23 protein-coding genes are annotated in these 24,419 nt (G+C 65.8%); 14 read left to right on the top strand and 9 right to left on the bottom strand.

Annotation, left to right across the window (positions count from 1 at the left end; all coding sequences use genetic code 11):
- Positions 1–143: 143 nt before the first annotated feature.
- The 10 genes from upp (at position 144) to ASF16_RS09270 (ending at position 9,963) form a co-directional block, all read left to right on the top strand.
- On the top strand, positions 144–788 hold the full coding sequence (gene upp / locus ASF16_RS09315; RefSeq protein WP_056165581.1) for a uracil phosphoribosyltransferase: 645 nt from the start codon (positions 144–146) through the stop codon (positions 786–788).
- A 247-nt stretch (positions 789–1,035) separates the two neighbouring features.
- Complete coding sequence (locus tag ASF16_RS09310) at positions 1,036–2,046, top strand: BMP family protein (protein WP_056165579.1); 1,011 nt, start codon at positions 1,036–1,038, stop codon at positions 2,044–2,046.
- Positions 2,047–2,358: 312 nt separating this feature from the next.
- Positions 2,359–3,261, top strand: a complete 903-nt coding sequence (locus ASF16_RS09305) for a 5'-methylthioadenosine/S-adenosylhomocysteine nucleosidase (protein ID WP_056166455.1) — start codon at positions 2,359–2,361, stop codon at positions 3,259–3,261.
- Between the two features lie 203 nt (positions 3,262–3,464).
- A complete protein-coding gene (locus tag ASF16_RS09300) occupies positions 3,465–5,006 on the top strand; it encodes an ABC transporter ATP-binding protein (RefSeq protein WP_056165576.1) in 1,542 nt (513 codons plus the stop codon).
- 211 nt (positions 5,007–5,217) lie between these two features.
- Entirely contained in the window at positions 5,218–6,279 is a 1,062-nt protein-coding gene (locus ASF16_RS09295) for an ABC transporter permease (protein WP_056165574.1), read from the top strand.
- Positions 6,280–6,381: 102 nt separating this feature from the next.
- Positions 6,382–7,305, top strand: coding sequence for an ABC transporter permease (locus ASF16_RS09290; RefSeq protein ID WP_056165572.1), 924 nt, complete (start codon positions 6,382–6,384; stop codon positions 7,303–7,305).
- Complete coding sequence (locus tag ASF16_RS09285) at positions 7,306–7,944, top strand: LysE family translocator (RefSeq protein ID WP_056165570.1); 639 nt, start codon at positions 7,306–7,308, stop codon at positions 7,942–7,944.
- A 3-nt stretch (positions 7,945–7,947) separates the two neighbouring features.
- Complete coding sequence (locus ASF16_RS09280) at positions 7,948–8,604, top strand: DUF4230 domain-containing protein (protein WP_235507309.1); 657 nt, start codon at positions 7,948–7,950, stop codon at positions 8,602–8,604.
- Between the two features lie 132 nt (positions 8,605–8,736).
- Positions 8,737–9,210 (top strand): hypothetical protein, encoded by a 474-nt coding sequence (locus ASF16_RS09275; RefSeq protein ID WP_056165568.1) that lies wholly within the window; start codon positions 8,737–8,739, stop codon positions 9,208–9,210.
- A 15-nt stretch (positions 9,211–9,225) separates the two neighbouring features.
- A complete protein-coding gene (locus ASF16_RS09270; protein WP_056165566.1) occupies positions 9,226–9,963 on the top strand; it encodes a helix-turn-helix domain-containing protein in 738 nt (245 codons plus the stop codon).
- A gap of 54 nt (positions 9,964–10,017) precedes the next feature.
- Here ASF16_RS09270 and ASF16_RS09265 read toward each other — a convergent pair whose 3' ends face one another.
- Positions 10,018–10,419, bottom strand: a complete 402-nt coding sequence (locus ASF16_RS09265; protein ID WP_056165564.1) for a VOC family protein — start codon at positions 10,417–10,419, stop codon at positions 10,018–10,020.
- Positions 10,420–10,671: 252 nt separating this feature from the next.
- Here ASF16_RS09265 and ASF16_RS09260 point away from each other — a divergent pair, with 252 nt between their 5' ends.
- Positions 10,672–11,946 (top strand): amidohydrolase family protein, encoded by a 1,275-nt coding sequence (locus ASF16_RS09260; RefSeq protein WP_056165562.1) that lies wholly within the window; start codon positions 10,672–10,674, stop codon positions 11,944–11,946.
- 36 nt (positions 11,947–11,982) lie between these two features.
- Here ASF16_RS09260 and ASF16_RS09255 read toward each other — a convergent pair whose 3' ends face one another.
- Positions 11,983–14,097 carry an NAD(P)/FAD-dependent oxidoreductase gene (locus tag ASF16_RS09255; RefSeq protein ID WP_056165561.1) on the bottom strand — a complete coding sequence of 705 codons (2,115 nt, stop codon included), beginning with the start codon at positions 14,095–14,097 and terminating at the stop codon, positions 11,983–11,985.
- Between the two features lie 150 nt (positions 14,098–14,247).
- Positions 14,248–15,777, bottom strand: coding sequence for a winged helix-turn-helix domain-containing protein (locus ASF16_RS09250; RefSeq protein WP_056165558.1), 1,530 nt, complete (start codon positions 15,775–15,777; stop codon positions 14,248–14,250).
- A gap of 150 nt (positions 15,778–15,927) precedes the next feature.
- Here ASF16_RS09250 and ASF16_RS09245 point away from each other — a divergent pair, with 150 nt between their 5' ends.
- The 3 genes from ASF16_RS09245 (at position 15,928) to ASF16_RS26075 (ending at position 18,452) form a co-directional block, all read left to right on the top strand.
- Complete coding sequence (locus tag ASF16_RS09245; RefSeq protein WP_235507308.1) at positions 15,928–16,455, top strand: hypothetical protein; 528 nt, start codon at positions 15,928–15,930, stop codon at positions 16,453–16,455.
- Between the two features lie 249 nt (positions 16,456–16,704).
- Positions 16,705–17,004, top strand: coding sequence for a hypothetical protein (locus ASF16_RS26080; RefSeq protein WP_156372010.1), 300 nt, complete (start codon positions 16,705–16,707; stop codon positions 17,002–17,004).
- A 44-nt stretch (positions 17,005–17,048) separates the two neighbouring features.
- Positions 17,049–18,452, top strand: a complete 1,404-nt coding sequence (locus ASF16_RS26075; protein ID WP_156372009.1) for a hypothetical protein — start codon at positions 17,049–17,051, stop codon at positions 18,450–18,452.
- A 181-nt stretch (positions 18,453–18,633) separates the two neighbouring features.
- Here ASF16_RS26075 and ASF16_RS09235 read toward each other — a convergent pair whose 3' ends face one another.
- From ASF16_RS09235 to ASF16_RS09210, 6 genes are all read right to left on the bottom strand, one after another.
- Positions 18,634–19,296, bottom strand: a complete 663-nt coding sequence (locus ASF16_RS09235) for a DUF1569 domain-containing protein (RefSeq protein ID WP_082516819.1) — start codon at positions 19,294–19,296, stop codon at positions 18,634–18,636.
- Positions 19,297–19,506: 210 nt separating this feature from the next.
- Positions 19,507–20,679, bottom strand: coding sequence for a GGDEF domain-containing protein (locus tag ASF16_RS09230; RefSeq protein WP_056166447.1), 1,173 nt, complete (start codon positions 20,677–20,679; stop codon positions 19,507–19,509).
- Between the two features lie 489 nt (positions 20,680–21,168).
- Complete coding sequence (locus tag ASF16_RS09225; RefSeq protein WP_056165553.1) at positions 21,169–22,458, bottom strand: hypothetical protein; 1,290 nt, start codon at positions 22,456–22,458, stop codon at positions 21,169–21,171.
- 102 nt (positions 22,459–22,560) lie between these two features.
- Entirely contained in the window at positions 22,561–23,325 is a 765-nt protein-coding gene (locus ASF16_RS09220; protein ID WP_056165551.1) for a hypothetical protein, read from the bottom strand.
- Between the two features lie 145 nt (positions 23,326–23,470).
- Positions 23,471–24,049, bottom strand: coding sequence for a hypothetical protein (locus ASF16_RS09215; protein WP_056165549.1), 579 nt, complete (start codon positions 24,047–24,049; stop codon positions 23,471–23,473).
- Positions 24,046–24,366, bottom strand: a complete 321-nt coding sequence (locus ASF16_RS09210) for a J domain-containing protein (RefSeq protein ID WP_056165547.1) — start codon at positions 24,364–24,366, stop codon at positions 24,046–24,048. Before ASF16_RS09210 ends, ASF16_RS09215 begins: the two co-directional genes overlap by 4 nt.
- Between the last annotated feature and the right edge of the window lie 53 nt (positions 24,367–24,419).

Here is a 24,419-nt window from a genome sequence, read left to right as displayed (position 1 = left end):
AACCCGCGCTGCGATCCACGAGCACCCCCTTAACCACCCCCACCTGGCTCCAGACCACGCCGGTTTCTCAGCCCCCCGGCGAATGGAGGTGAAAATACACCCACCGCCATTCATTCATTTCCCTGCACACCCGAGGCCGCGCCATGAGCACCGCTAGCAACAACAACGTCACCGTCATCACCCACCCCCTGGTCCAGCACAAGCTCACGCTCATGCGCCGCAAGGACGCCAGCACCAACAGCTTTCGCCGCCTGCTGGGCGAGCTGTCCACGCTGATGGCCTACGAGGTCACGCGCGACATGCCGCTGCAGGACTTCGAGATTGAAACCCCGCTGGAGACCATGACCGGCAAGGTCATCGACGGCAAGAAGCTGGTGCTGGTGTCCATCCTGCGCGCGGGCAACGGTTTTCTGGACGGCATGCTCAACGTGGTGCCCGGCGCCCGCGTGGGCCACATCGGCCTGTACCGCGACCCGGCCACGCTGCAGCCCGTGGAGTACTACTTCAAGATGCCGTCCGAGATGCAAGAGCGCGACATCATCGTGGTCGACCCCATGCTGGCCACCGGCAACTCGGCCGCCGCGTGCGTGGACCGCCTGAAGAAGCTCAACCCCCGCTCCATCAAGTTCGTCTGCCTGCTGGCCGCCCCCGAAGGCGTGGCCACGCTGCAAAAGGCCCACCCTGATGTGCCGATCTTCACCGCCGCCATCGACCGCGAGCTGAACGACCACGGCTACATCCTGCCTGGGCTGGGCGATGCGGGCGACCGGATCTTTGGCACCAAGTAAGGGAGCGACCTGGCGCAGCCACGGGGCTCGCGCCACCCTGCCCACGCAGCCAGCCACCCTTGCGGTGGCTTTTTTCATGGGCGCCACGCCCGCCGCACTGATTTTTACCACCTGGTGGCTTTCCTCTGGCAGACTGGCGCGCAGTCTGCCGCTGTGCTGGCACCGACTGGCGCGCTCCTTGCTTGGGAGCCAAGCATCCAAGCACCCTCTTGCTGGCCATTCTTTTCTGAACTGAAGGAACCCCACCATGACCACCCGCCGCATCTTCACCGGACGCCTGCTTTGCACCTCCATGGCCCTCTCGGCCGCCCTGGGCCTTGCGCCGTCGATGGCGGGGGCGCAGGCCAAGATCAAGGTCGCAGCAATCTACACGGTGCCTTACGAGCAGCAATGGGTGAGCCGCATCCACAAGGCGCTGAAGGCCGCCGAGGCGCGGGGCGAGATCGAATACAAGTCGAGCGAGAACGTCTCCAACGCCGACTACGAGCGCGTGATGCGCGAGTACGCCACGGGCGGCAACCAGCTCATCGTGGGCGAGGCCTTTGCGGTAGAGGCCGCCGCCCGCAAGGTGGCCAAGGACTTCCCCAAGACGTCTTTCCTGCTGGGCTCATCCGGCAAGCCGCAGGCGCCCAACTTCAGCGTGTTCGACAACTACATCCAGGAGCCCGCCTACCTGTCGGGCATGGTCGCGGGCGGCATGACCAAGACGAACAAGATCGGCATGGTGGGCGGCTTCCCCATCCCCGAGGTGAATCGCCTGATGCACGCCTTCATGGCCGGTGCGAAGGAGACCAACCCCAAGGTCGAGTTCACCGTGAGCTTCATCAACAGCTGGTTCGACCCACCGAAGGCCAAGGAAGCGACGTTTGCCATGATCGACAAGGGCGCCGACGTGCTCTATGCCGAGCGTTTCGGCGTGTCCGACGCTGCCAAGGAAAAAGGCAAGCTCGCCATCGGCAACGTGATCAACACCCAGGACAAGTACCCCGACACCGTGGTGGCGTCGGCCCTGTGGCACATGGAGCCGAGCATCGACCGCGCGCTCAAGCTGGTCAAGGAAGGCAAGTTCACACCCGAGGACTATGGCCCGTATTCGATGATGAAGCACAAGGGCTCTGAACTCGCGCCGCTGGGCACGTTCGAGAAGAAAGTGCCCGCCGACATCGTGGCCAAGGTCAAGGCGCGGGAGGCCGAGATCCTGGCCGGCAAGTTCACGGTGAAGGTGGACGACAGCCAGCCAAAGTCCACGGCGAAGTAATCGAAGTAATGCCGTCGGCGTTGCGTTGATGGGCGCGGCCAGCGGTGCAGCGCCCGTGACGGTGGTGGACCACCCGCCACCGTCACCCACCGGCCGTGCGCACACCGTTGCCGTCCATGGCGCCGGGCCGCCCTCCACTGCGTTGCCGGCACCGCACCGCATCGCACTTGCGCTAGGCTGCGGCACCTCTGCCCTCTTCAGGACCTGACCATGCCCCCATCCAGCAGCAGCACCACCCCTTCCACCAATCTTCGCACCACCCTCGCCCGGCACGGGCTGCGCCTGCTGGCGGCAGCCACCCTGGCCGCGACCATGGCAGGCTGCAGCACCGCACCCGCCCGGCCATCGGCATCAGGGGCCGCGGTGGTGCAGCTCGATGCCACACCGCGCATCGCCGTCATCTCGGCCTTCGAGCCCGAACTCACCGTGCTGCTGCCGCAGGTGCAGCAGGCGGCCAAGCACCGCATCAACGGTGTGGAGTTCACCACCGGCACCCTGTCGGGCCAGCCCGTGGTGGTGTTCCTGTCGGGCATCAGCATGACCAATGCGGCCATGAACACCCAGCTCGCGCTGGACCGATTCAACGTGAGCCACATCGTGTTCAGCGGCATCGCGGGCGGCGTGAACCCCGGCCTGCACATCGGCGACGTGACAGTGCCTGCCCAGTGGGGCCAGTACATGGAATGGCTCATGGCCCGCGAGGACAAACCCGGCCAGTACAGCGCCCCGGCCTGGATGAAAAGCGAGCTGACCCTGCCCGCCTTCGGCATGATGCACCCCCGCCCGGTGGAGGTACGCAGCGCCGCGAAGCCCGCCCTGACCAAGCAGTTCTGGTTTGCCGCCGACCCCCGCATGCTGGCCGTAGCGCGCAGCCTGGGCACCAGCGTCGCGCTGGACCATTGCCACGCCGACAAGTGCCTCAAGGAGCGCCCCCGCATGGTGGTCGGCGGCAACGGCGTGTCGGGCCAGGCCTTCGTCGACAACAAGGCGTTCCGCGAATACGCGTTCAAGACCTTCGATGCCAACGTGCTGGACATGGAAACCGCCGCCACCGCCATGGTCGCGCACAGCAACGGCGTGCCCTACATCGCCTTCCGCTCGCTGAGCGACCTGGCCGGCGGGGGCGATGGCGAGAACGAGATGGACACCTTCATGCACCTGGCCGCAGCCAACTCGGCCAAGGTGCTGCAGGCGTTTCTGGCCAGTTGGAAGTGATGCCATGAACCCGCAGCGGGCGCAGGGTGCCTGGAGCCCCTCTCCCCCCGCGGGAGAGGGGTTAGGGAGAGGGGGCGCGTGCAGCCGGCGCTGCGCTGGTGCCGATGCCGTACCCACTCTCCCCGGCCCTCTCCCGCGAGGGGAGAGGGAGTGGCGCGCATTGACCATGCGTTGCCAGTAACGCACACCATCGCACCCCCACCATGTCCGACGCCGTCCTGCACCTGAAGAACATCACCAAGCGCTTCGGCAAGCTGGTCGCCAACGACGGCATCAGCCTGACGCTGCAGCGCGGCGAGGTGCTGGCGCTGCTGGGAGAGAACGGGGCGGGCAAGTCCACGTTGATGTCCATCCTGTTCGGGCACTACGTGGCCGACGAAGGGCATATCGAAGTGTTCGGCAAGCCCTTGCCGCCGGGCCAGCCCCGCGCGTCGCTCGGTGCGGGCATCGGCATGGTGCACCAGCACTTCACCCTGGCCGACAACCTGACGGTGCTGGACAACGTGCTGCTGGGCACCGAGCCGCTGTGGCAGCCGTTCTCGCGGCGCGCGGCGGCGCGGGCCAGGCTGCTGGCGGTATCGCAGCAGTTCGGGCTGCCGGTGCAGCCCGATGCGCGGGTGGGCAGCCTGTCGGTGGGCGAGCGCCAGCGGGTGGAGATCCTGAAGGCGCTGTACCGCGGCGCGCGCATCCTGATCCTGGACGAGCCCACGGCGGTGCTCACGCCGCAGGAGAGCGAGGCGCTGTTCGACACGCTGGCCCAGATGGTGGCGCAGGGCCTGTCGATCATTTTCATCAGCCACAAGCTCGCCGAGGTGCTGCGCGTGTCGCACCGCGTGGCGGTGCTGCGCCAAGGCAAGCTGGTGGCCGAGGCACCAGCGCAAGGCACCACGCAGGGCCAGCTTGCGCAATGGATGGTGGGGCATGCCGTGGAGGCCGCTGAACGCCGCCCCGCACGCCAGGTGGGCGCACCGGTGTGCGTGCTCGACCGCGTCAGCACCGCGCCCACCGGGCGCGACCGGCTGCGGGACGTGTCGCTCACCTTGCATGCGGGCGAGATCGTCGCCATTGCCGGCGTGTCGGGCAACGGGCAGGTGGCGCTGGCCGATGTGCTGTGCGGCGTGCGCGCCGTGGCGCAAGGCCATGTCACGCTGCTGGGCACACCCCTGCGCGCCCAGCCCGCGTGGCTGGTGGCCCAGGGCGTGGCCCGCATCCCGGAAGACCGGCACGCGGTGGGCGTGGTGGGCGACCTGCCGGTGTGGGAGAACGCGGTGTCCGAGCGCCTGCGCAGCCGCTGGTTCGCGCAGCCCTGGTTCAAGGGCCTGTGGGTCAAGCGCGGTGCAGCGCGTGCGCATGCCGAGCACCTGGCCCGCACCTTCGACGTGCGCGGCGGCGGGCCCGATGCCCCTGCCCGCGCGCTGTCGGGCGGCAACATGCAAAAGCTCATCCTGGGCCGCGCCCTGCTTCCGCCGCAGGATGCCACCGACAGCGCAGCCGCCCCGCGGCTCATCGTGGCGCACCAGCCCACCTGGGGCCTGGACATCGGCGCAGTGATGTTCGTGCAGCAGCAGCTCATCAACGCGCGCGACGGCGGCGCGGCGGTGCTGCTGATCTCGGACGACCTGGATGAAGTGCTGGCGCTGGGGGACCGCGTGGCAGTGATGCACGAAGGGCACCTGGGCGAGGCACGGCCTGCCGAGGGCTGGACACGCGAGGCCATCGGCTTGGCGATGGCGGGGGTGATATGAAGCTCCCCCTGAGTCGCTTCGCGCCTCGGTGCCGGCGCCCGAGGCACCGGCTCTTCGAGGCCGTCCAAGCCTGCGCAGGCAGGCTTGGAGCCGCGGCCCTCAGCCCCTCTCCTTCGGGAGGGGGGCGCACCCGGTGGCCTGGCGAAGCCCGTTCCACGGGTGCACTGGTTATGGCCACGCCCGTTTCGCGGGCTGCAGACAACGGACAACGATGAGACTCGAAAAACGCAACCACACCTCCCCGGTCGCCTACATCCTGGCACCGGCAGGCGCCGTGGTGTTCACCCTGCTCATCAGCGCGCTGCTCGTGCTATGGGCCGGGGCGCCGGTGGGGCAGACCTATGCACTGCTGCTGCAGGGCGCCTTCGGCTCGGTGTTTGCGCTGACCGAAACGCTCACGCGCGCCACGCCGCTGATCCTGACGGGGCTGGCAGCCGCCGTGGCCTTTCGGGCGCGGTTGTTCAACATCGGGGCCGAGGGGCAGTTGTACGCGGGCGCGCTGGCCGCCGTGGCGGTGGGTGGGATGCACGGCGGCACGGGGCTGGAATGGTCGCCCTGGCTGCTCTTCCCGCTGATGATGCTGGCAGCTGCGCTGGCCGGGGCGCTGCTGCTGCTGGGCCCGGCGCTGATGAAGGCGCGGCTGGGAGTGGACGAGGTCGTCACCACGCTGCTGCTCAACTTCATCATGCTGCTGCTGGTGTCGGCACTGCTCGACGGCCCGATGAAGGACCCGCTCTCGATGGGCTGGCCGCAGAGCGTGGCGTTGCAGGGCGAGCTGGAGCTGTCGCGCCTGGTGCCGCAGACGCGGCTGCACACGGGGCTGCTATGGGCCGTGTCGCTGGCGGTGATGCTGTGGGCGCTGCTGGCGCGCACGGTGCCAGGGTTCGACATTCGCGCGGCGGGCGCCAATGCGCGGGCTGCGGCGTTTGCGGGCGTGCCCATCACGCGCACCGTGGTGCTGGTGGCGCTGCTGTCGGGTGGCCTGGCGGGGCTGGCGGGGGCCATCGAGGTGGCGGGCCGCACGGGCTATGTGACGCTCGACATGTCGCCGGGCTACGGGTACAGCGGCATCGTGATCGCGATGCTGGCAGGGCTGCACCCGCTGGGCGTGGTGGCGGCGGGCGTGTTCGTGGCGGGCGTGCTGGTGGGGGCCGACAGCATGAGCCGCGCGGTGGGCGTGCCCACCTACATTGCGGACGTGATCGTGGCCACGTCGCTGATCGCGGTGCTGGTGGCAGGGCTGCTCACGCAGTACCGGGTGCGCTGGAAGTGAACCCGCCATGCACCCAAAATTCAAACAAAAAATGCCTCTACCGCTTGTCTATCAAGCGCTAGCAGCTATTAATTTGATAGTGACAGCCTGGAGCGCCGCCGCATGACCGAGTTGCTCGATATCCTCGCCAACCCGGCCTTCTGGATCGCCACCCTGCGCGTGGCGACGCCGCTCATCCTGGGCACGCTGGGGGTGCTGCTGTGCGAGCGCGCGGGGGTGCTGAACCTGGGCATCGAGGGGATCATGGTGGCGGGGGCCTTCACGGGCTGGCTGACCGTGTATGCCGGGCACGGCCTGTGGACGGGGGTGATGGTGGCGGCGCTCACGGGTGCGGTGTTCGGGCTGCTGCATGCGTGGCTGACGGTGGGCCTGGCGCTGTCGCAGCATGTGTCGGGCCTCGGCATCACGCTGCTGGCCACGGCACTGTCGTACTACGGCTACCGCGTGAGCTTCCCCAAGGTGAACACGCCGCCCACCATCGAGCCGTTCGCGCCCATGGAGTGGCTGGGCATACCCATCCTGTCGGCGCAAACGCCGCTCACGCTGCTGGCGCTGGTGCTGGTGCCGCTGCTGGCCTGGGTGCTGATGCGCACCCCGCTGGGCCTGGCGGTGCGCATGGTGGGCGAGAACCCGCAGGCGGCCGAGGGCCAGGGCATTCCGGTGGCGGCCACGCGCACCGGGGCCATCGTGGCCGGCTCCGCACTGATGGGCGTGGCGGGCGCCTTCCTCACGCTGTCGGCGTTCAACGCGTTTTTCTTCAACATGGTGAACGGGCGCGGCTGGATCTGCGTGGCGCTGGTGGTGTTCGCCTCGTGGCGGCCGGGCAAGGCGCTGCTGGGCGCTTTGCTCTTTGCCTTATGCGATGCGCTGCAGTTGCGGCTGCAGCAGGCGGGCGATGCGTGGCTGCCGTACCAGGTGTATCTGATGCTGCCGTACCTGCTGTCCATCCTGGCGCTGGTGCTGGTGGCGCGCAAGGCCGCGTATCCTCAGGCCTTGATGAAGCCCTACCGCAAAGGAGAACGCTGAATGCCCACGTTGCAAACCCTGCTCATGTTCGCCGCCGCCTCGCTGGCGCTGGCCGTGATCCGCGGCCCCACCATGCTGCTGGCGCTGGCCAACGGCATGGCCGGCGGCATGCGCCGTGCGGCCTGGGGCATGGCGGGCGCGGGGCTGGGTGCAGGCATCCTGATCGCCGTGGTGGCGGTGGGCCTCGGTTCGCTGCTCAATGCATCGGCCACGCTGTTCAACGCGGTGCGCATTGCCGGCGTGCTCTACCTGCTGTGGCTGGCCGTGCAACTGTGGCGCAGCCCACCGGTGGATGTGCAGGCCGCCGTGGCCCAGGTGCCAGGCCAGCAGACCGTGGGGCGGGCAGCGTTTGCGCGCAGTCTGGGCGTGGCGCTGTCCAACCCCAAGACGCTGCTGTTCTTCGCAGCCTTTTTGCCGCAGTTCGTGGACCCGGCCGAGCCGCAGGCGCTGCAGTACGCGGTGCTGGGCGCGCTCTTCGTAGGGCTCGACACGCTGGTCATGGTGGCTTACGCCGCCGCGGGCTGGCAGGCCGTGCGGTGGCTGTCGCAGCGCGGGCTGCGCTGGCTCAACCGCAGTTGCGCCGTGGGCATGGGTGTGCTTGCGGCACTGCTGGCAGGCTACCGGCGCCACGGCGCCTGAACCGTGGCGGACACCGTCGTCGCCACGCCGCGCCGCAGCCCGCTGGCCGCGGCCATCGCCGGCACCGCCCTGGGCATGGTGCTGGGCGGGCTCGGTTTGTGGGCCGTGCTGCACCGGCCTGCCGCGCCGCCTCCCCCGCCTGCCCTGCTGACGCTGGAGGACATGGGCCATCTGGTGTCGGTCAAGGTGCGGTATGCCAACGTCATCGAGTTCACGCAGCAGATCACGCAGGGCATTCCGTGGACGCAGTGGGAGCTGAAGCTGGGCGGCACGCAGGTGCTGCTGGTGGCCCGCGGCGACTGCCTGGTGGGCGCCGACATGCGCCAGGCCCGCTACGAAGCGGTGGACGCTGCAGCCCGCACCGCCGTGCTGCGGCTGCCTGTGCCCGCCACGCTGTCCGCCCGCGTGGACCACGGCCCGCGCGACCAGGGCGGCTCGTACTTCTACGCGGTGCAGGGCACGGGCATCGAGCCGCTGATCCCGGGCTCGGCCCACCGCACGCAGGCCATCGACACTGCCCTGCAGCGCGCGCAGCAGGATGTGGAGCGCACCTGCCAGGCCAGCAGCACCGTGGCCACCGCCAAGGAAAATGCCGAGGCGGTGCTCAAGCCCTTGTTCGCCGCCACGGGCTGGACGGTGCAGGTGCGCTGGCAGCCTTGAGTGAGCCTTGAGTGAGCCTTGAGTGAGCCTTGAGTGAGCCTTGAGTGAGCCTTGAGTGAGCCTTGAGTGAGCCTTGAGTGAGCCTTGACCCGAACCCTGTGCCATCGCCTCTGCGACAACCCTTCGATACCCATGCACAAACTCTTTCGGCCCGCACTGTGGACCATGGCCCTGATGCTTGCAGCCGCCGGCAACGCCCACGCACTGGGCATGGACTTGCCCTATGGCGCCTTTGCCGCAGAGCCCGATGTGGACTGGGTGCAGGCCTGCGGCGAATGGCCCGCCCCGCCCGGCAAGGATGGCAGCCGCAGGGGCATGTACCGCATCGTGCATGCCACGCGGTACGCCCAGTCGTTCCTGTACATCCAGTGGCTGCGCCGTGACGACACCGACTCCGCGCACGAGGTGAAGACCGTGGGCGTGGCGGCGCTGAACAACGACCACGCCTCCATTTCGCTCAGCCAGATGCGCTGCCAGGCCACGCCGCAGGGCATCCGCTTCACCGCGCGGGCCGAGTCGGGCCATGACGACAGCGTGTTTCGCATCACCATCGACGCAGGCCACCGGCCCGGCGCAATGCGCTACCGCACCACGCCCTTGCGCTGACGGCGCCATCCCGCCATGGATCTTTTGCAGCCGCCGCCCGCCCCGCCTGCCGCAGAGCTGCTGCCGCGCAGCCTGCTGGCCCGCTGGCAGCAAAGCACCACCGAGCCCGGCGCCACGGTGGTGCTGCCCGATGGCTGCTGCGACCTGATCCTGCATGTGGATGCGGCGGGCCGCCCTGCCTGGCAGGTATCGCCGCTGGCCGATGCCGCAGTCACCGTGCCCGGGGCCGCCCACGAGTTCTGGCGCGGCTACCGGCTGCGGCCGGGCACGGTGGTGCAGGCCCCGGCGCTGATCCGCGCTGCGCAGGCCATCTGGTCGCAGGCCGCGCGCAGGGCCTCGTGGAGCAGCCAGCAAGTGCACATCGACACCACCGTGGAGCAGCAGTTGCTCGACGCCATCGACGCGCACACGCACCTGGAGGCGCGCGTGGAGGAAGCCCTGCACACCCTGGCCCACACCGCCACCGTGGCGGCTGCGGCGCGGTCACTGGGGGTGTCGGAGCGCAGCCTGGAACGCCTCACCCGTGCCGCGACCCAGCAACCGCCCAGCTACTGGCGCGCCCTGGCCCGGGTGCGCCGCGCGGCGCAGGCGCTGGGCGGCAGCGAGACGCTGGCCGGCATTGCGGCCGACCATGGCTATGCGGACCAGGACCACCTCAGCCGCGACTGCCTGCGCTGGCTGGGGCAGTCGCCCTCAGCGCTGCGCCGCTCGCCCGGCCTGCTGGCCACGGTGGCGCAGGCGGGCTATGGCTGAGTGCGCTTGCTGCGCATCGGCAGCGTGCGTTGCGTCCTCGGCCACCAACCCGGTTCAGCCCGCGGTGGCGGGCGGCGGCGCCACGGTCGTGCACAGCTCCACCAGCGCATCGTTGATGTCGGCCACGTAGGCCACCGTCTGGCCCCAGGGCATTTGCTCGGGCGCCTGCACCAGGCGCGCACCGGCGGCCACGGCGCGCTGCACGGCGGCAGCGACATCGGCGGTGGTGAAAGCGATCTCGAAGCTGGGGGCCCGGGCGGTGGCGCGCTGCGGGTTCTTGCCCAGCTCGGTCATCAGGCGCAATGACGAGAACGCCAGCGCAGTCGCACCGGTGTCCAGCTCGCCATAGTCGCCAGCCTCGTGCACGAACCGGCGCGTGAGGCCGAACGCGGCTTCGTAGAAGGCAATGGTCTGGGGAACGTCTTCGACGTAGAGGATGGTGTAGCCGAATTGCATGGGGGGCCCTTCTTCAGATTCAGGAAAAGCGTGGAGCATAGGCGTGGGGCGGCCAGGCGTCTTGAAGAAATCCGACACACGCAGGCAAGCCCCGAACACAGCCACGGACCGCGGCCTGTGCGTGGCATGAATGCTGCTGGGCCCACAGCACCGCGCGAGCGCTCTACACTGCACTACACACCCGTGGACAGCGCTTCATGACGGTGCCCCCAGCTTTTTGCCCACCCTGCCCTCCCAGCACTGCCTCACACCATGCTCGACCTGCTCGTTACCCACGCCACCTTGCCCGACGGCCGGTCCGATGTCTCCATCGCGGTGCAGGACGGGCGCATCACCGAAGTGACCGAGGGCCTGCAAGCCCCCGCCCACGAGACCGTGGACGCGGGCGGCCTGCTGGTCAGCCCGCCGTTCGTGGACGCGCATTTCCACATGGACTCCACGCTGAGCTACGGCCAGCCGCGCGTGAACCAGAGCGGCACCCTGCTCGAAGGCATCGCCCTGTGGGGCGAGCTCAAGCCGCAGCTCACGCACGATGCCATCGTGCAGCGCGCCTTGCAGTACTGCGACTGGGCCGTGGCGCACGGCCTGCTGGCCATCCGCTCGCATGTGGACACCAGCGACCCGAGCCTGCTGCCGGTGCGGGCCCTGCTCGACGTGAAGCAGCGCGTGGCGCCGTACCTGGACCTGCAGCTGGTGGCGTTTCCGCAGGACGGCGTGCTGCGCTCGCCCGGCGGCCTCGACAACCTGACCCGCGCCCTGGACCTGGGCGTGGACGTGGTGGGCGGCATTCCGCACTTCGAGCGCACCATGGCCCAGGGCGCCGAGAGCGTGAAGATCCTGTGCGAACTGGCGGCCAGGCGGGGCAAGCGGGTGGACATGCACTGCGACGAGTCGGACGACCCGCTGTCGCGCCATGTGGAAACCCTGGCGCACGAGACGCACCGCCTGGGCCTGCACGGTCGCGTGGCAGGCTCGCACCTCACGTCGATGCACAGCATGGACAACTACTACGTGAGCAAGCTCATCCCGCTGATGGCCGAGGCGCAGTTGGGCGTGGTGGCCAACCCGCTCATCAACATCACGCTGCAGGGCCGCCACGACACCTACCCCAAGCGCCGCGGCATGACCCGCGTGCCCGAGCTGATGGCCGCAGGCCTCACGGTGGCCTTCGGCCACGACTGCGTGATGGACCCGTGGTACGGCGGCGGCAGCGCCGACATGCTGGAGGCCGCGCACATGGGCCTACACGTGGCGCAAATGACCAGCCAGGCTGCCATGCTCCAGTGCTTCGACGCAGTGACGGTCAACCCCGCCAGGCTGCTGGGCCTGGAGGGCTACGGCCTGCAGGCGGGCTGCCACGCCGACTTCGTGCTGCTGCACGCACGCAACCCGGTCGAGGCCATCCGCCTGCGCGCCGCGCGGCTGGCGGTGTACCGCCGGGGCAGGAAAGTCGCCAGCAGCCCGGCGCCCGTGGCCATGCTCGACCTGCCAGGACGGCCGGGCAACGTGGCTTTCCTGGCGGGATGAGTTATCCGCTGAAAGCAGCACGGTGGCCTAAACGGACTAAACCGGCGATGTGGGCGGAGTCGCTGCCGGCACCGGATACCCCACGATGTCTTCCAACGCCGGGTATCCGCTGATGGCATGCGACGCGAGCCGCCCGCCCATGGTGGCACCCTCGGCACTGCCCACGTTCAGGCCGGTGTAGATCCAGTCGCCCGCCAGCACCAGATTGCTGAAACCGGACTCCCAAGCCTTGAGCCGTGCGGCCGTGCTGCCCGGCGGGCTGATCACGTAACGCTCGGACGGGTCGATGTTGGCGCGCCAGAACTGCTGATCGAACCGCTGCACGCCCTGCCCTGCATTGGCCGGGTCGTGGTCCTGCAGCAGGCTGAAATCCATGCCGGTCGGGTCGCCCGGTGGCGAGACCACATTGGTGGTGGACTTGGGCAGCAGCGGTCCCATGCACACCTGCAGGTACTGAATGCACTGCGCCTTGACCCGCGCATGCGCCCGTGCCGGGTAGTCCGTGTCGGTGAGCGGCGGCGGTGGCTCGTAGTCGGCCATGGCGCCCGAGAAGTACCACAGCGACTTGGGCGTCTGGCTGGCCGGCCACGACTCCCACGGCAGCAGATGGGTGAAGTCCACCTGGCCGTCCAGCGGGTTCATGTAGGTGGCGCCGATCACCGTGTCCGTGGGGTTCTTCAGTGGGATGTCCCAGCCCAGGTCGGTGGTACTGCGGTTGAGCCACACCTGCATGGTTTGCGTTTGTACGGTGGGCACTTTCTCGACCATGGTGCGCCAGGCGGGGCGTGCCGCCAGCAGCTCTTTGCACAGGTAAGGCACGGCACCCACCGCGATGGCCAGCACCACCTGGTCGAAGTCTTCGCCGGCCTTCAGGGTCTTCTGGCCCACGTTCTTCCAGGGCGTCCAGTACGACTCCAGGTCGATGTTCTGCTCACGCAGCGCATCGCCTTGCACCAGTTGGTCATAGCCCGGGCCGGAAGGCCACGACGGCAATCCCTCGACCGGCACCAGGGGCTCGTAAGGCGCCTCCGGATTCACCAGCGTCGCCTGCACGCCCAGTTGCACGGCGGCCACCGACTCGCCGTCGGCCGACAGCGCGAGGTTCTCGACCTTGTGGAAGAACTCGAACTGCACGCCGCGCTGGCGCAGCACCAGGTACAGCGGCGCGATCACGGTCTCGCCGGTGCCCGCGGCAAACAGCCAGGCGAATGCGCCCATGTATGCATAGCTGCGCAGCGACCAGTGCAGGTACGCCCCTGCCGCCATGCTGGCCGTGCGGGCCGTGTCGCCCTGCGGGTACTGGTAGGACAGGTTGACGGTGTTGAGCGCGAGCGGGGACGACACCGTCATGACCGACGCGCCGTGGCGGGTCAGCCAGTCGCTGAAATTCTCGTTGTCGATCACATCGAAGCCCCGCTCGATGATGCGGTCGGCCAAGACGCCGCGCACGATGGCCATCAGGTATTCGAGCAGGATGTACAGGCGCCGGAGGTCGTCGTTGCCCTCGATCAACGCCTTCAGCCGGGCGTTCAGCCAGCTCCACACCTCATCAAGCACGGGGTGGTTCTCCGCCAGCTCGGCGTTCTCATCCAGCATGGCAGCCTGCAGGCGCCGCAGCAGGTCCTGCCCAGCGCGCAATTCCAGTTGATGGAGCTCGCTCAGGCCCGGCACGGCCTGGGGGTCGATCAGGCCCTGCGCAGTCTCAACCAGCCCGCCGATCCACTGCCGGATGGTCTGCAGCGAGGAGGAATCGTCCGGGGTGAGCGAGTTGGTCGGCACGGTCATGGGCCAGCGCTTGAAGCCGCCGTTCTCGAACTCCCACATCAGCACGAAGCTTTCAGGGATGAACGCCTGCTCAAACGTGGCGAGCTTGGCGTCGGCGGGGCGGCCCAGCGCCTTGTAGCAGTCGGCCATCAAGGGCAGCGCGTTGTAGTAGCTGCCCAGAAACCCGTGGATGCCGTGCTCTTCGATGCGGTTGTTGGGCCCCCGCTTGGTCGCACATTTGCCGCCCAGCCGCCAGCCCATCTGGTACACGGTGATCTCGTATTTTTGCTGCCAGCCCGGCTGGCTGGTCAGCTCGTAGGCCGCGGTCAGGGCGGCCAAGCCGCCTCCGAGGATGGCGATCTTCTGGGGTGCATTCGTTTCAGGCATGGTTTCCCTCTCCAGTGAATTTCGGGCAGCTTGTTGTGGATAAATGAATGACTAAAAACTAAAAACTAAGGGCTGGCAACTTGCAAATACGGATGACGCATGACGAATGACCGCCGACGGCCAAACCCATGGCCGCGTGGCTGAGCGGGTTCACTCGCTCCAGCCCGCCTGGCGAAGGCAGTGCGTGTACTTGTTGAGATGCGCCTCGGCTGCGAAGGGGTGTCCGGCCTTCAAGGCCTGCATGGTGTAAGGCCCGAATTTCTGGGCCTGCCGCAGGGTTTGCTGGCCATCTTCGACATGGCCGGCGGCTACCTGGCATGCCGCCAGAAGGTAGTGGTTGAAGAACCAGTCCGGCCGCTTGGACAGTGCCTGCAGGGCAAACTTCAGCGCGGCCTCGTAGTCGCGCTCGATGAAGCTTGCCAGGGCCCGCGTGCGCAGCCACAGGCTCAGGTGCGGATCGAGCGGACTGGCCTCGCAGGCCTGCAGCACGTAGCTCGCAGCCTCCTGGGTGCGTCCACAAAACGCCAGCAGGCGCCCCAGTTCGCCCGCAGCGGCGGCCAGTTGCGGATAGATCGACAGCGCGTGTTCCTGCTCGGAGATCGCTTGCGGAAAATTGCGCGAGAACGACAGTACCGTGCCCAGCGTGAAATGCGCGAAGGCGTCGTTGTCATCGTGGCTGACCGCCAGCAGGGCGTGCCGGTTGGCCTCGGCGATGTCCATGCGGGGTGACTCCGACCAGCCTGCCCATACCCGCGACATCAAGATGAAAGCGAGCATGGCCAGGGTCGGCGGATCGTCGGGCTTGGCCTGCAGCGCCTTTTGCGCAAAGTGCTCTGCCTTGTCCATGTGCTCGCGCGTGGTGCGCCAGAAATGCCAGCGCGCGCGCATCAACAGCTCCCAGTGCTCGCGGTCACGGGGTGTGGACTGGCTGCTGGCCCACTCTTCGCGCCGCAGGTAGGCGGGCTCGATGGCACTGACGATGGCGGCCGATATTTCGTCCTGGACCTGAAAGAGGTCGTCCGCCGGCCGGTCGAAGCTCTGCGCCCAGATGGTTTCATTGCGCGGGCCGTCGATGAGCTCTGCGGTCACCCGCAGGCGTTTGCCGGTCCACCGGATGAAACCGGAGACGAGATACCGGACCCCGAGCTCCCGGCTGATGGTGCCGCTCGCAGGCAATGGGTGCCGGTAGCTCACCGACGAGTTGCGGGCTATCACGTACAACCAGCGCGACCGGGAGAGCCGGTTGATGATGTCCTCAGCCATGCCATCGGCCAGATACCCGTCGTCGGACATTCCCGCGGCGACGCCGAAAGGAAGCACTGCCACCGAACGGGACGCACTGGACACCACGGACGGCAGAAGCTCCGACGCGCTGCCGTCCACCACCACCGGCGCAACGTGCGCCACGAACCGGTAGCCCTGCCCCGGGATCGTCACGATCGCCTCGGAGCCCAGCAGCTTGCGCAGTGAGGACACATGCACCTGCAGGTTGTTTTCCTCCACCACCACGCCCGGCCACACCAGGTTGAACAACTCAGATTTGGTCACCAGTGCGCCGGCCTTGTGAACCAGGGCACACAGCACATCGAAAGCGCGCGCTCCCAGCAAGACGGGCTTCCCGTCGGAAAGTAACTGTCGCTCGTGGACCCTCAGCGTGAAGTGGGAAAACGTGAATTCCATGGTCTTGGCCTCTGTTTCTCATCACCTGTGCAATGCACCCCCCAGGTGGCCCGGCGGACTCTACACCAAGAACTTTTTCAGAACTATTAAGTTTTTGCCAGCTTCCCTTAAGGGCAATAAGGCGACGCAAGACAGAGAATTCTTTCACTCATGAAGCGAAAAAAAGAAAACATTTTAAATATTATTAAATCGATATTTAAAATTAATCAAAAGCATCATGAGAAAACGCTGGACCCAGTCACTTCCGACGCCGGCATTACTTTCAGAAAATCCCATTTCCAAGGAAAAACCATGTCTGACTGCAATTGCAACCAAAACAGTGCCAATGACAACTCTGCCCAAGTGCCCAACTTTGCGGAAGCCGGTTTCGCCGAAGGCAACAGCCACGCACAGGCCTTGCAGACCAATGCTGGCGTAGCTGCGCAGCTGGAAGGCGTCCATGCGCTGAAGCTTTCCGTCTGCGTTGGCGCAAGTTACAACGCGTCCACCAACAAGATCTGCTTCACCATTCCGATCTATGGCAATTACTGCGTGACCTCCCCAGTGCATATTCCAGTGGGCGGTCAGATCAAGGTGTGCGCACAAACCTGCGGCAGCTTCATTCCCACCGGCTTGAAGGCCACGATCTACCTGAACGGTAGCGTCATCGCCAATATCACGCTCTTCGGCGCTTGCTGATCTATAAAATTTGATAGGCCTGAAGAAATAAAACAAATTGGCCCATCAAAAATTCATATTTATTACATTGAATACCGAGCACTCTATCAATCAAATACCTCCTCGGATTCTATGAATGTAATGGCCTGTTTCGCGAATGGGCGATGAATTAAAGCTACGCACTGAGCAATGCTCAATTGAAGCGATCGGCAACTGTAAAACAAGCCGCCGATTTTTATTGTTAAATTTCACAAATCGAAGGAATTCAAAATGACTGTTATTGCCGCAGGAACCTCGCTGCCAAAACCCGAATCCGGCCAATCCCATCGGTCCGGACCGAACTTCACGCTCATTAGCGATGATGGTGGACCCATTACCTTGTCACTGCCCTCCGGCATCGTGTTTGATATCAAACAAGACATTTCACTCAAGGAAGACCCGACGCCAGTCAAAGACGCGACGAATGGAACCGTCGTCCCTGGTGGAAAGCTCACCACAGGGAAAAATTACTATATAGCCAATCCTCGGAACGCAACTTCCAACTTCAGCGTTACGCTGAATCAAGCGTAGATTTAGTTTGCGAGTGGGGGAATTCAATCATTTCGGAGATGTACATGCCTTCTACGGAAACGAGCATCAACTTATTGATCGTCAATCGACTGTCGGTATCGCTCACATTTAACAGCCCGACATCTATAATTGGATCTCCCCCCACCCCATCCACTCCGGCTGTAGCATCTAACGGGACGATAAACATCACCGCGAATGGGATGGCTGGCTGCGCAGGCAGCTTTCAGCTTGTCGCTGAAGGCTATGTATTGAGCATAAATTACTCCGTCAATCCTGAGGGCGGACCTGCGAATATTGCCCTCAACTTGCCAATGGGAGTGATCGGCGAATTCGATGCTCCTGGCTACCATGGCACATCGATTACACCTCATCTGAACGTATATAACAGCATACCTTCTGGCAAAGACGGCGGCTGCGTAGTACCGCTGGGTGCGCTGGCAAATCCACCGTTTGAAAATGGCCAAGACTTCTCCAACAGCATGTTCGGGCCCAACATTCGATCTGCATCTCAGATTTCAGCAACACCGAGTGAGCCTTGCAAGAGCGGCTATGTCATGCCCGCAGACTTCACCGGCGGGCAGCTGGCTGGGGCTGTAGCGGTTTTTCTGGATCAATGGCAAGGCACGGAAACCGGCATCTGCAACAGCGACGACATCGCTCTTCTCGATTTTCTTAAAAACTATATTGTGACCGCAAGTCCAAGCGGGCCACTCACCCTCTGGCTTCCCACAATGGCATCAAGCGGAAATGCCGAGCCCATTTCCTACTTGCTCAGCGGTTATATGCCGATGCCATTCATCGATGCTGGAAGTTCCTGGAATTCAGACACCGTCACGTGTTTTTTGACACTTTTACTGGGCGGTGGCCACTTCGTGGCAATCTGCGCAAAAGATGATCTGCCATCGTCGAGCGGTAGTGTCACGCCCATGGATGAGATGCTGAAGTCGAGCGCTTTGACAACAAAGCACGACATTGGTAATTCACACTATACGAGCTTGGTCAACGTGACGGGAACATACTACCTGAATATATCCAGCGATTTTTCCCCACCAGACTGTGGTCTTATTCTCTCGTTTTTAACGGGACGAACGATTAACAATCCGCTGGCGCGCCCAGGGGACTACAACAGCTTTTTCCAACTTGAAGGCTGGCCGTACTCGATCGGCTCAAAGCGTCACACTGCGGACTATGAAACCTACACGCAAACGTTGTGGAACATATCAACGTACGGTGCATGTCCATACAGTGAAAAAAGAGGCACAACGTTGTTTCTGGCACCGGCTGGATGGACGCCCACTGTCTACCAAACCACTCGAATGGCCCCTTATGTAGGAGCCTATGCAAAAAATCCATCCAATCCTGCGCCTCAAGCATGGCTCAATACGCAGCTTATTGAGATTCCGAGTACCGCACCGGCATTGCCCGCGGGATATTTTGACAGCGAGTGACAGCCTGAGCAAAAACCATTGTTCGTAATTCGCTATGCAGGACAGTTGGCTGGGTCGCTGATACTTTCATCGAATGAGCGATGGCCGCAAGGGTGGGCAGCCTGCCTGCCCCACCGAGGTTTTTGGTGCACGTTCCAGGTTGCTTCATCCATCCAAGCTGTCTGCCAAACCGGTCAGTCGCTCAACGAGAAATGCGCGCGTCAAACGCAGACAGATGGTTGGCCAAGTGCATGGCGTGGGCTTGCTCGTACTGCGCACGGCTGAGCACGCCATAGGCAAAATGCGGATGCAGCGGGCCTGGGTGCAGTTCAAACGCTGTCACGGCGGCCTTCAGTCGGGCCAGGGCGGCTGATGCATCCGCTATGGGCGCAGTCAGCGCCGGCGCACCCGGGATGGGCTCTGCCAGGTCATGGCTCATGCGGCCGCGCCAGGCAAACAGGCTGAATGCGGTGGTCCCGGCCGTGCGCTGGAACACCGCCGACTTCGGCTCGGGAAATCCCGCCAACGAAAACTCGATGCTCTGCGCGCAGTGCTCCAGCGTCTGCGACCAGGTCCACGCGGTGGCTGGCTCCAGCGGCTGGACAGACGCGGCGTGCAGGCGGTCTACTTCTTTCATGGCGTCGCTGATGCGGGCGTAGACCAGTTGCCGGTCATGGCTGGGCTGGTACAGCAAGTAGCCCGCCCCGACTGCCACGCCCAGCGTTGCCATGCCTGCGCCCAGCGTCAGCGCCCGGCGGCGGGATGCGGACGGCGACCGTGCCACATCGCCCGGAGGGGTTGCCAGCGGGTGTGAAGGGGCCGCGCCGCCATGTGATGTTCGTGCCGTGCCTGTCTGCTCGCTCATCGGGGTTCTGGGGAGGAATGGGGAGACTGCCATTGTGCGACCGGCCATCGCCCGCCTGCCACGCAGCAAGGTCGGGCAGGCGACACAACCGCGTGTTCTGGAGGGGCGAAGTGCCTTTTCTCCGCCCCCAAGGCCTGTGGCGGCCGCGCGCACATCGGGCACACCGGGCACATCGGGCACATCGGGGCGACAACGTCGCTGCCGCGGGTGCTAGCGCTCCGGCATCTCCACGCGGTTGCGGCCGCGCTGCTTGGCCAAGTACATGGCCTCATCTGCACGCTGCAGCACGGCCTCGCCAGTGTCCGCCACCGCAAACAGCGCCACGCCAACGCTCACCGTGAGCGGCGGGCCGTTGCGGCCCTGCGGCCCCAGGCCCTCTACCAGTTGGGACTCGACCGTCGCGCGCAAGCGCTCAGCCACCGCCGCCGCGCCGGGGCCATCGGCGTTGGGCAAGAAGATCGCAAACTCCTCGCCGCCCAGCCGCCCCATCACGTCTTCCTTGCGCAGGCAGCGGCCCGCTACCTGCACGAAGTGCCGCAGCACATCGTCGCCGCAGTGGTGGCCCCAGGTGTCGTTGATGCGCTTGAAATGGTCCAGGTCCATCACCAGCACCGGCAGCGGCCTCTGCATGCGCTGCGCGTTGCTGATGGCCTTGTCCAGCAGCGTGAGGAACGCGCGGCGGTTGAACACGCTGGTCAGCGGGTCGACCTCGGCCAGGTGGCGCAACTCCCGCGTGGTGAACTCGTGCGTGAGCATCAGCACGCCAAAGCCGATCAGCACCAGCGCCAGCGTGGCCTCCAGCACCACGAACTGGGACAGCACCTCGAGCAGTTCGTCGTTCCACTGAAAGCCTGTGAGCGGCGCCGACAGCTTGAACAGCGCGGGCCGCACCAGCACGAACAGCCCGTGCGCGCCAATCGCCATCCCCACCAGGTAGCGCACCGGCACATTGCGAAACCCGCCGCGCGCGAGCGTGCGCGCCGTGAGCAAAAAACAGGGCCCCGAAAAAAGACCCGCCAGCGCAAACCGCGCCCCCGGCTGCGGGTGCACCACCGTGAAGTACGCCGACAGCGCCAGCAGCAACACCATGCCAACCGCGGCGGCGCCATGCCCCAGGGGACTGCGGCCGACATAGGCACGGCTGCCCATCAGGCAGGTGTACGAGGCCAGTGCGATGGCGCCCTGCGCCAGCAGCACCGACACCACCTCGGGCATGAAGGTGCGCAGCAGCAGTGTGGTGCTGAACACCGTGGCCCCCAGAAACGACAGCACCCACAGGCGCAGGCCAGGAATGTTGCGGTGGAAGTACCACACGGCGTAGAGCACGGAGGTAACCAGCGCAGCCAGCAGGGCCGCCAGAATGACGAGGGTGGGACTGTGCACGTACGCGAAGAAGCTGGGCAGAAAACTGGGGCGGGTGGGCCGCGGGCACGGGCTTGGTCTCCCCTGCAGGCTCGGCGTCTCAGACAGATCGATCATCCGAGAGCGCACGCTGCAGGGCATGAAAGCGGCCTCATGTTAACCGAGCATGACCTCATGCGGATGACAGTGAAGCAAGTCGCTCGCCCCTGTGTGCGGTGCCGGTCTGTGCGATGCGATTCATGCAGTGCGGTTTGATGTCTGCGCAAGGCCGCACCGGGCTGCTGCAGGTGGCTCTAACTCGATACCAGCGCACGCGACCGGCAGTGGGACGCACCGGATGGTGGCGTGGACTCCGACGGCATCTTCATCATTGACCCGAAGGTTCTGTGCGTGCTGGCCCACCTGCGGTCCATGGCTTGGCACCGCTGCATGGCGGCCCAGACCGGCCGTCGCGACCCGGCGCAGCACCCGGGCGCTACGACGTCAGTCTCGTCGGTGTCGTCAGCGGCTTCAGTCGCCCACCACGTTGCACTCCCGGCGCAGCAGCGCCAGGGCGTCGTGCATCTGGTAGTCCATGTCGCTCAGCAAGGTCTTCTCTGCGTCTTGCACAAAGCTGGTCCACAGCGTGTTGTAGTCCTGCCGGTGCACGCCGGGGGCATGGCTGCCGATGAAGTCCGCAGCCAGCGCCGGCTGCCAGCCGGACTTGCGGACCTTGCGCACCAGGCTGGCGGCAGTCTTCTCGGTCAGCAGCGTCTTCTTGGGCACACCCGCAGCCAGGCACAAAAACAGCGTCAGCAGCGAGTGTTCGTCGTCGTTGCCCTGCACCGTTTTCGTCCAGGTCTTGCTGGCAGGCTGCGGGGGCTCTTCGTCGGCATCGAGCGCGTCCAGGCTGCGGTGGTACTCGTCCACCTCGGCCAGCGGGTCGTCCAGCAGAAAGTACCGCGCCCGAAAGGTGCCGGTGGGCCGGAGCAGGTTGCGCAGCGGTGTGGCGGCGTCCAGCAGCTTGGGCAGGTCGGACAGCACGGTGGCGCATTGCGCCTCTACAGCGCCCCGCAGGTCGGCGGGCAGGCCCGCTGGCAGGCGCAGCGTGGCAGGCGCGGCCACTTTCTTCTTGCGCAGGGCCGTGACGATCTTTTCAAAACCGACCGCATTGGGCCATTCGCCCAGGTCTACGGCGCGGGGAGCGAGCGCCTGCATGAGCAGCCCCGTGCGGATCACCGCCTCGGCATCGGCGCCTGCGGCTTCCAGCTCGTCTTCGTCCAGTTCGTACTGCTGCGCCAGCCACCGGGCGGCGCCGATGGCGGTGGCCATTTGTGTGCGGCGCGCGAGCTCGGCGCGGTAGTCGGCGTGGCTGCGCAGCGACCACACGGCCAGCAGCGGGGTCTCGGCATCGGCAAAACCTGCCATGCCGAAGTTGCTGCTTTCGGGCATGGCAATCAGGCGCTTGAGCATGTCGGAGCCACCCTTGGAGCGCGACAGGAAGGAGTTGTCACGCAACGAGACAGCCGCCTCGTGCAGATCGCCCCCGGTGGTGTCCAGCAGGTACAGGCTCACGAGGTTGACCATGCGGTCCCGCGCCTTTTCCAGCTCGGGCCGCAGGAACTCGCTGCCGAAGTAGCGCGCGATCTGCACCATGCCTTTGGGGGCATCGGTGTGGATGGCTGCGAGCCGGTCCGCGCCGATGATGCCGTGCGCTACACCGTAGGCCAGAGCCTTGTCGAAGAACGGGCGGGCATCGTGCAGTTGCAGCGCGCCGGGTGTGGCAGGCGAATCGGTGGGTGGTGTGTGAGGCAATGTCATTCAGGTTTCCATCGCGCTGCGCGTCGTCGCGGTGTCACGAAACTGGCGCGGCCCCAGCCAGGGCCGCCGTGCAAGGGCCGCCCCGCCACAGGGGGTTGTCATCTAGATAGCGGATTCTTCATCCGAGGCGCGGGCAGCCGGCGTGGCTTTGCCGCGGTCGGTCTCGCTGGTTTCGAACTTGCCGTCGTCTTCTTCAGACGGCTCGTCGCCCTCTTCCAGACCCAGATCGAACGCCCGGGCCTTGGCGCGCAGCACCAGCAGGGTTTCGATGAACAGATCGCGGCACTCGTAGCGCAGCAGCCAAGCCATCTGCATCCAGTCGCGGTCGGCGACCTCGTCCTGGTCGACGCGGGGCTGCACATAGCCGGACGCCAGCAGCTCATCGTCGGTCAGCGTGACGCCGTAGTCTTCCACCGCGTCGAACGTGCCGGTGCGGGCAAAGGCCTCCAGGCGGCTCCACTTCTCGGCAAAGTAGTTGGCCAGCGCTTCGGCGCCGCCCTCCAGGTCGCCGATGGCGGTGAGGAAAGCCACCGGGTCCGCGTCGTCGCGGAAGACCACCGCATTGACCATGTTGCGCAGGTGCGTGTGCGTGAGGTCTTTGTACTGCTTTTCAAGCACCATCGCGCGCGCAAACTGCTCGGGCGTGACCAGCAGGTTGACCACCGAAGCCTTGGAGTCGTCGTACTCGCGCATCACCGCCAGGATGTCCTTGGGCGCGAGCTGGTCCAGCACCACCATCAGCGCGCCGTCGCCATCGGTGTCGGCCAACTCGGCCAGCGCCGACTCTGCGCCCACGATGTCCCCCGCCGCAATCAGGCTGGTGGTCTTGGTGATCAGGGCCAGGTGGGTGTTGTTGCTGGTGCTCATGCGTACTCCTTGGTTGTCGCTGCGCCATGCGCAGACCGCTAAAAACTGGCGTGCCGCCATCGCCAGCGCCACCGTGGATCCGGCTTAGCCGGTCCACCGGAGGCGTCCCCCCTCGGGGGGGAAGGCGCGCAGCGCCTCAGGGGGGCTAGTCCTTCCGGTCAAAGCCGACGTCCGACAGCCAGTTGGAGCTGGCCTCGTCCCGGTCGCGGCTGTTTTTCGGGTCCGCCGCGTCGTCTGCACTCAAGGTGTTGAAGTCGTCGTCGTGCTCTGCCGCGTCCTCGCCGTCTTCCGCATCGTCGCCATCACCCTCTGCAGCCTGCGCGGCGGGTGCCAAGCGGGCGTGCAGCAGCGTGTACTCCAGCCCCGCAGCCACCGCCAGAAAGCGCGCGCCCTGCGGCTCGCGCAACACGGTCTGGGCCAGGCTCTGCGCCCAGGGCTCCAGCGTGACGGCGTGGGTCAGGCTGTGCCAGTCGGGAAGTTCGTCCTGGGGCAGGCCCAGAAGGTTCTCGACGGCAGCGGGCTTGGCAAACCGAAAGCCCTGGTGAAAGGCCACCGCGACCATTTCGGGCGCCAGTTCCATCATCTGCACCAGAAAGGCGATTTCGTTGCGCTTTTCGGCCAGGCGCTTACGCAGCACATCCTTGCCCTCGGAGTCGGACACCAGATCATCCAGCTCGGCCTGGTAGGCCGAACGCAGGTCGTAGAAGTAAGGAGAAAGTTTCACTGAGCGGGCGAAGAAGAAGGTGAAGAAGAAGAAGAAGTAGAAAGAATGTCGCGGGCGTAGGCCTGCCAGATCTCCTGCGCGGTCTGCAGCGGGTCGTCGAGCAGGTTGCGGCGGCGGTTGTCGTCGTAGGCCTGGCGGGCGGTGTCGTCAGACAGCACTTCGTAGGCCTTTTGCACCGCCTGGAACCGCTGCGCGGCGTCGGGCGCGTCGTTGCGGTCCGGGTGGTAGAACGACGCCTTCTGCCGAAAGGCCTTCTTGATGTCGGCCAGCGACGCGTTGGGCGCGAGCCCCAGGGCGGCGTAGTGGTCTGCGGTCATGAATCAGGTCCCCAAGATGGCAACGACAAACACGCCGAGGGCAGCGGCCTGCG

The organism is Acidovorax sp. Leaf78 (genome assembly GCF_001422735.1).
Taxonomy (GTDB): domain Bacteria; phylum Pseudomonadota; class Gammaproteobacteria; order Burkholderiales; family Burkholderiaceae_C; genus Acidovorax.
Note: the sequence above shows the minus strand (reverse complement) of the source record. Positions and strands in the feature narration are given on the sequence as shown.

What these genes read in the sequence shown, in the direction of transcription:
- ASF16_RS09245 (WP_235507308.1), top strand. Translation starts at nt 15,928, where the DNA reads ATGAAGCGAAAAAAAGAAAACATTTTAAATATTATTAAATCGATATTT.
- ASF16_RS09225 (WP_056165553.1), bottom strand. Translation starts at nt 22,458, where the DNA reads ATGACATTGCCTCACACACCACCCACCGATTCGCCTGCCACACCCGGC.
- ASF16_RS09220 (WP_056165551.1), bottom strand. Translation starts at nt 23,325, where the DNA reads ATGAGCACCAGCAACAACACCCACCTGGCCCTGATCACCAAGACCACC.
- upp (WP_056165581.1), top strand. Translation starts at nt 144, where the DNA reads ATGAGCACCGCTAGCAACAACAACGTCACCGTCATCACCCACCCCCTG.
- ASF16_RS09255 (WP_056165561.1), bottom strand. Translation starts at nt 14,097, where the DNA reads ATGCCTGAAACGAATGCACCCCAGAAGATCGCCATCCTCGGAGGCGGC.
- ASF16_RS09310 (WP_056165579.1), top strand. Translation starts at nt 1,036, where the DNA reads ATGACCACCCGCCGCATCTTCACCGGACGCCTGCTTTGCACCTCCATG.
- ASF16_RS09250 (WP_056165558.1), bottom strand. Translation starts at nt 15,777, where the DNA reads ATGGAATTCACGTTTTCCCACTTCACGCTGAGGGTCCACGAGCGACAG.
- ASF16_RS09260 (WP_056165562.1), top strand. Translation starts at nt 10,672, where the DNA reads ATGCTCGACCTGCTCGTTACCCACGCCACCTTGCCCGACGGCCGGTCC.
- ASF16_RS09210 (WP_056165547.1), bottom strand. Translation starts at nt 24,366, where the DNA reads ATGACCGCAGACCACTACGCCGCCCTGGGGCTCGCGCCCAACGCGTCG.
- ASF16_RS09305 (WP_056166455.1), top strand. Translation starts at nt 2,359, where the DNA reads ATGGCAGGCTGCAGCACCGCACCCGCCCGGCCATCGGCATCAGGGGCC.
- ASF16_RS09275 (WP_056165568.1), top strand. Translation starts at nt 8,737, where the DNA reads ATGCACAAACTCTTTCGGCCCGCACTGTGGACCATGGCCCTGATGCTT.
- ASF16_RS09285 (WP_056165570.1), top strand. Translation starts at nt 7,306, where the DNA reads ATGCCCACGTTGCAAACCCTGCTCATGTTCGCCGCCGCCTCGCTGGCG.
- ASF16_RS09290 (WP_056165572.1), top strand. Translation starts at nt 6,382, where the DNA reads ATGACCGAGTTGCTCGATATCCTCGCCAACCCGGCCTTCTGGATCGCC.
- ASF16_RS09235 (WP_082516819.1), bottom strand. Translation starts at nt 19,296, where the DNA reads ATGAGCGAGCAGACAGGCACGGCACGAACATCACATGGCGGCGCGGCC.
- ASF16_RS09300 (WP_056165576.1), top strand. Translation starts at nt 3,465, where the DNA reads ATGTCCGACGCCGTCCTGCACCTGAAGAACATCACCAAGCGCTTCGGC.
- ASF16_RS26080 (WP_156372010.1), top strand. Translation starts at nt 16,705, where the DNA reads ATGACTGTTATTGCCGCAGGAACCTCGCTGCCAAAACCCGAATCCGGC.
- ASF16_RS09265 (WP_056165564.1), bottom strand. Translation starts at nt 10,419, where the DNA reads ATGCAATTCGGCTACACCATCCTCTACGTCGAAGACGTTCCCCAGACC.
- ASF16_RS09295 (WP_056165574.1), top strand. Translation starts at nt 5,218, where the DNA reads ATGAGACTCGAAAAACGCAACCACACCTCCCCGGTCGCCTACATCCTG.
- ASF16_RS09270 (WP_056165566.1), top strand. Translation starts at nt 9,226, where the DNA reads ATGGATCTTTTGCAGCCGCCGCCCGCCCCGCCTGCCGCAGAGCTGCTG.
- ASF16_RS26075 (WP_156372009.1), top strand. Translation starts at nt 17,049, where the DNA reads ATGCCTTCTACGGAAACGAGCATCAACTTATTGATCGTCAATCGACTG.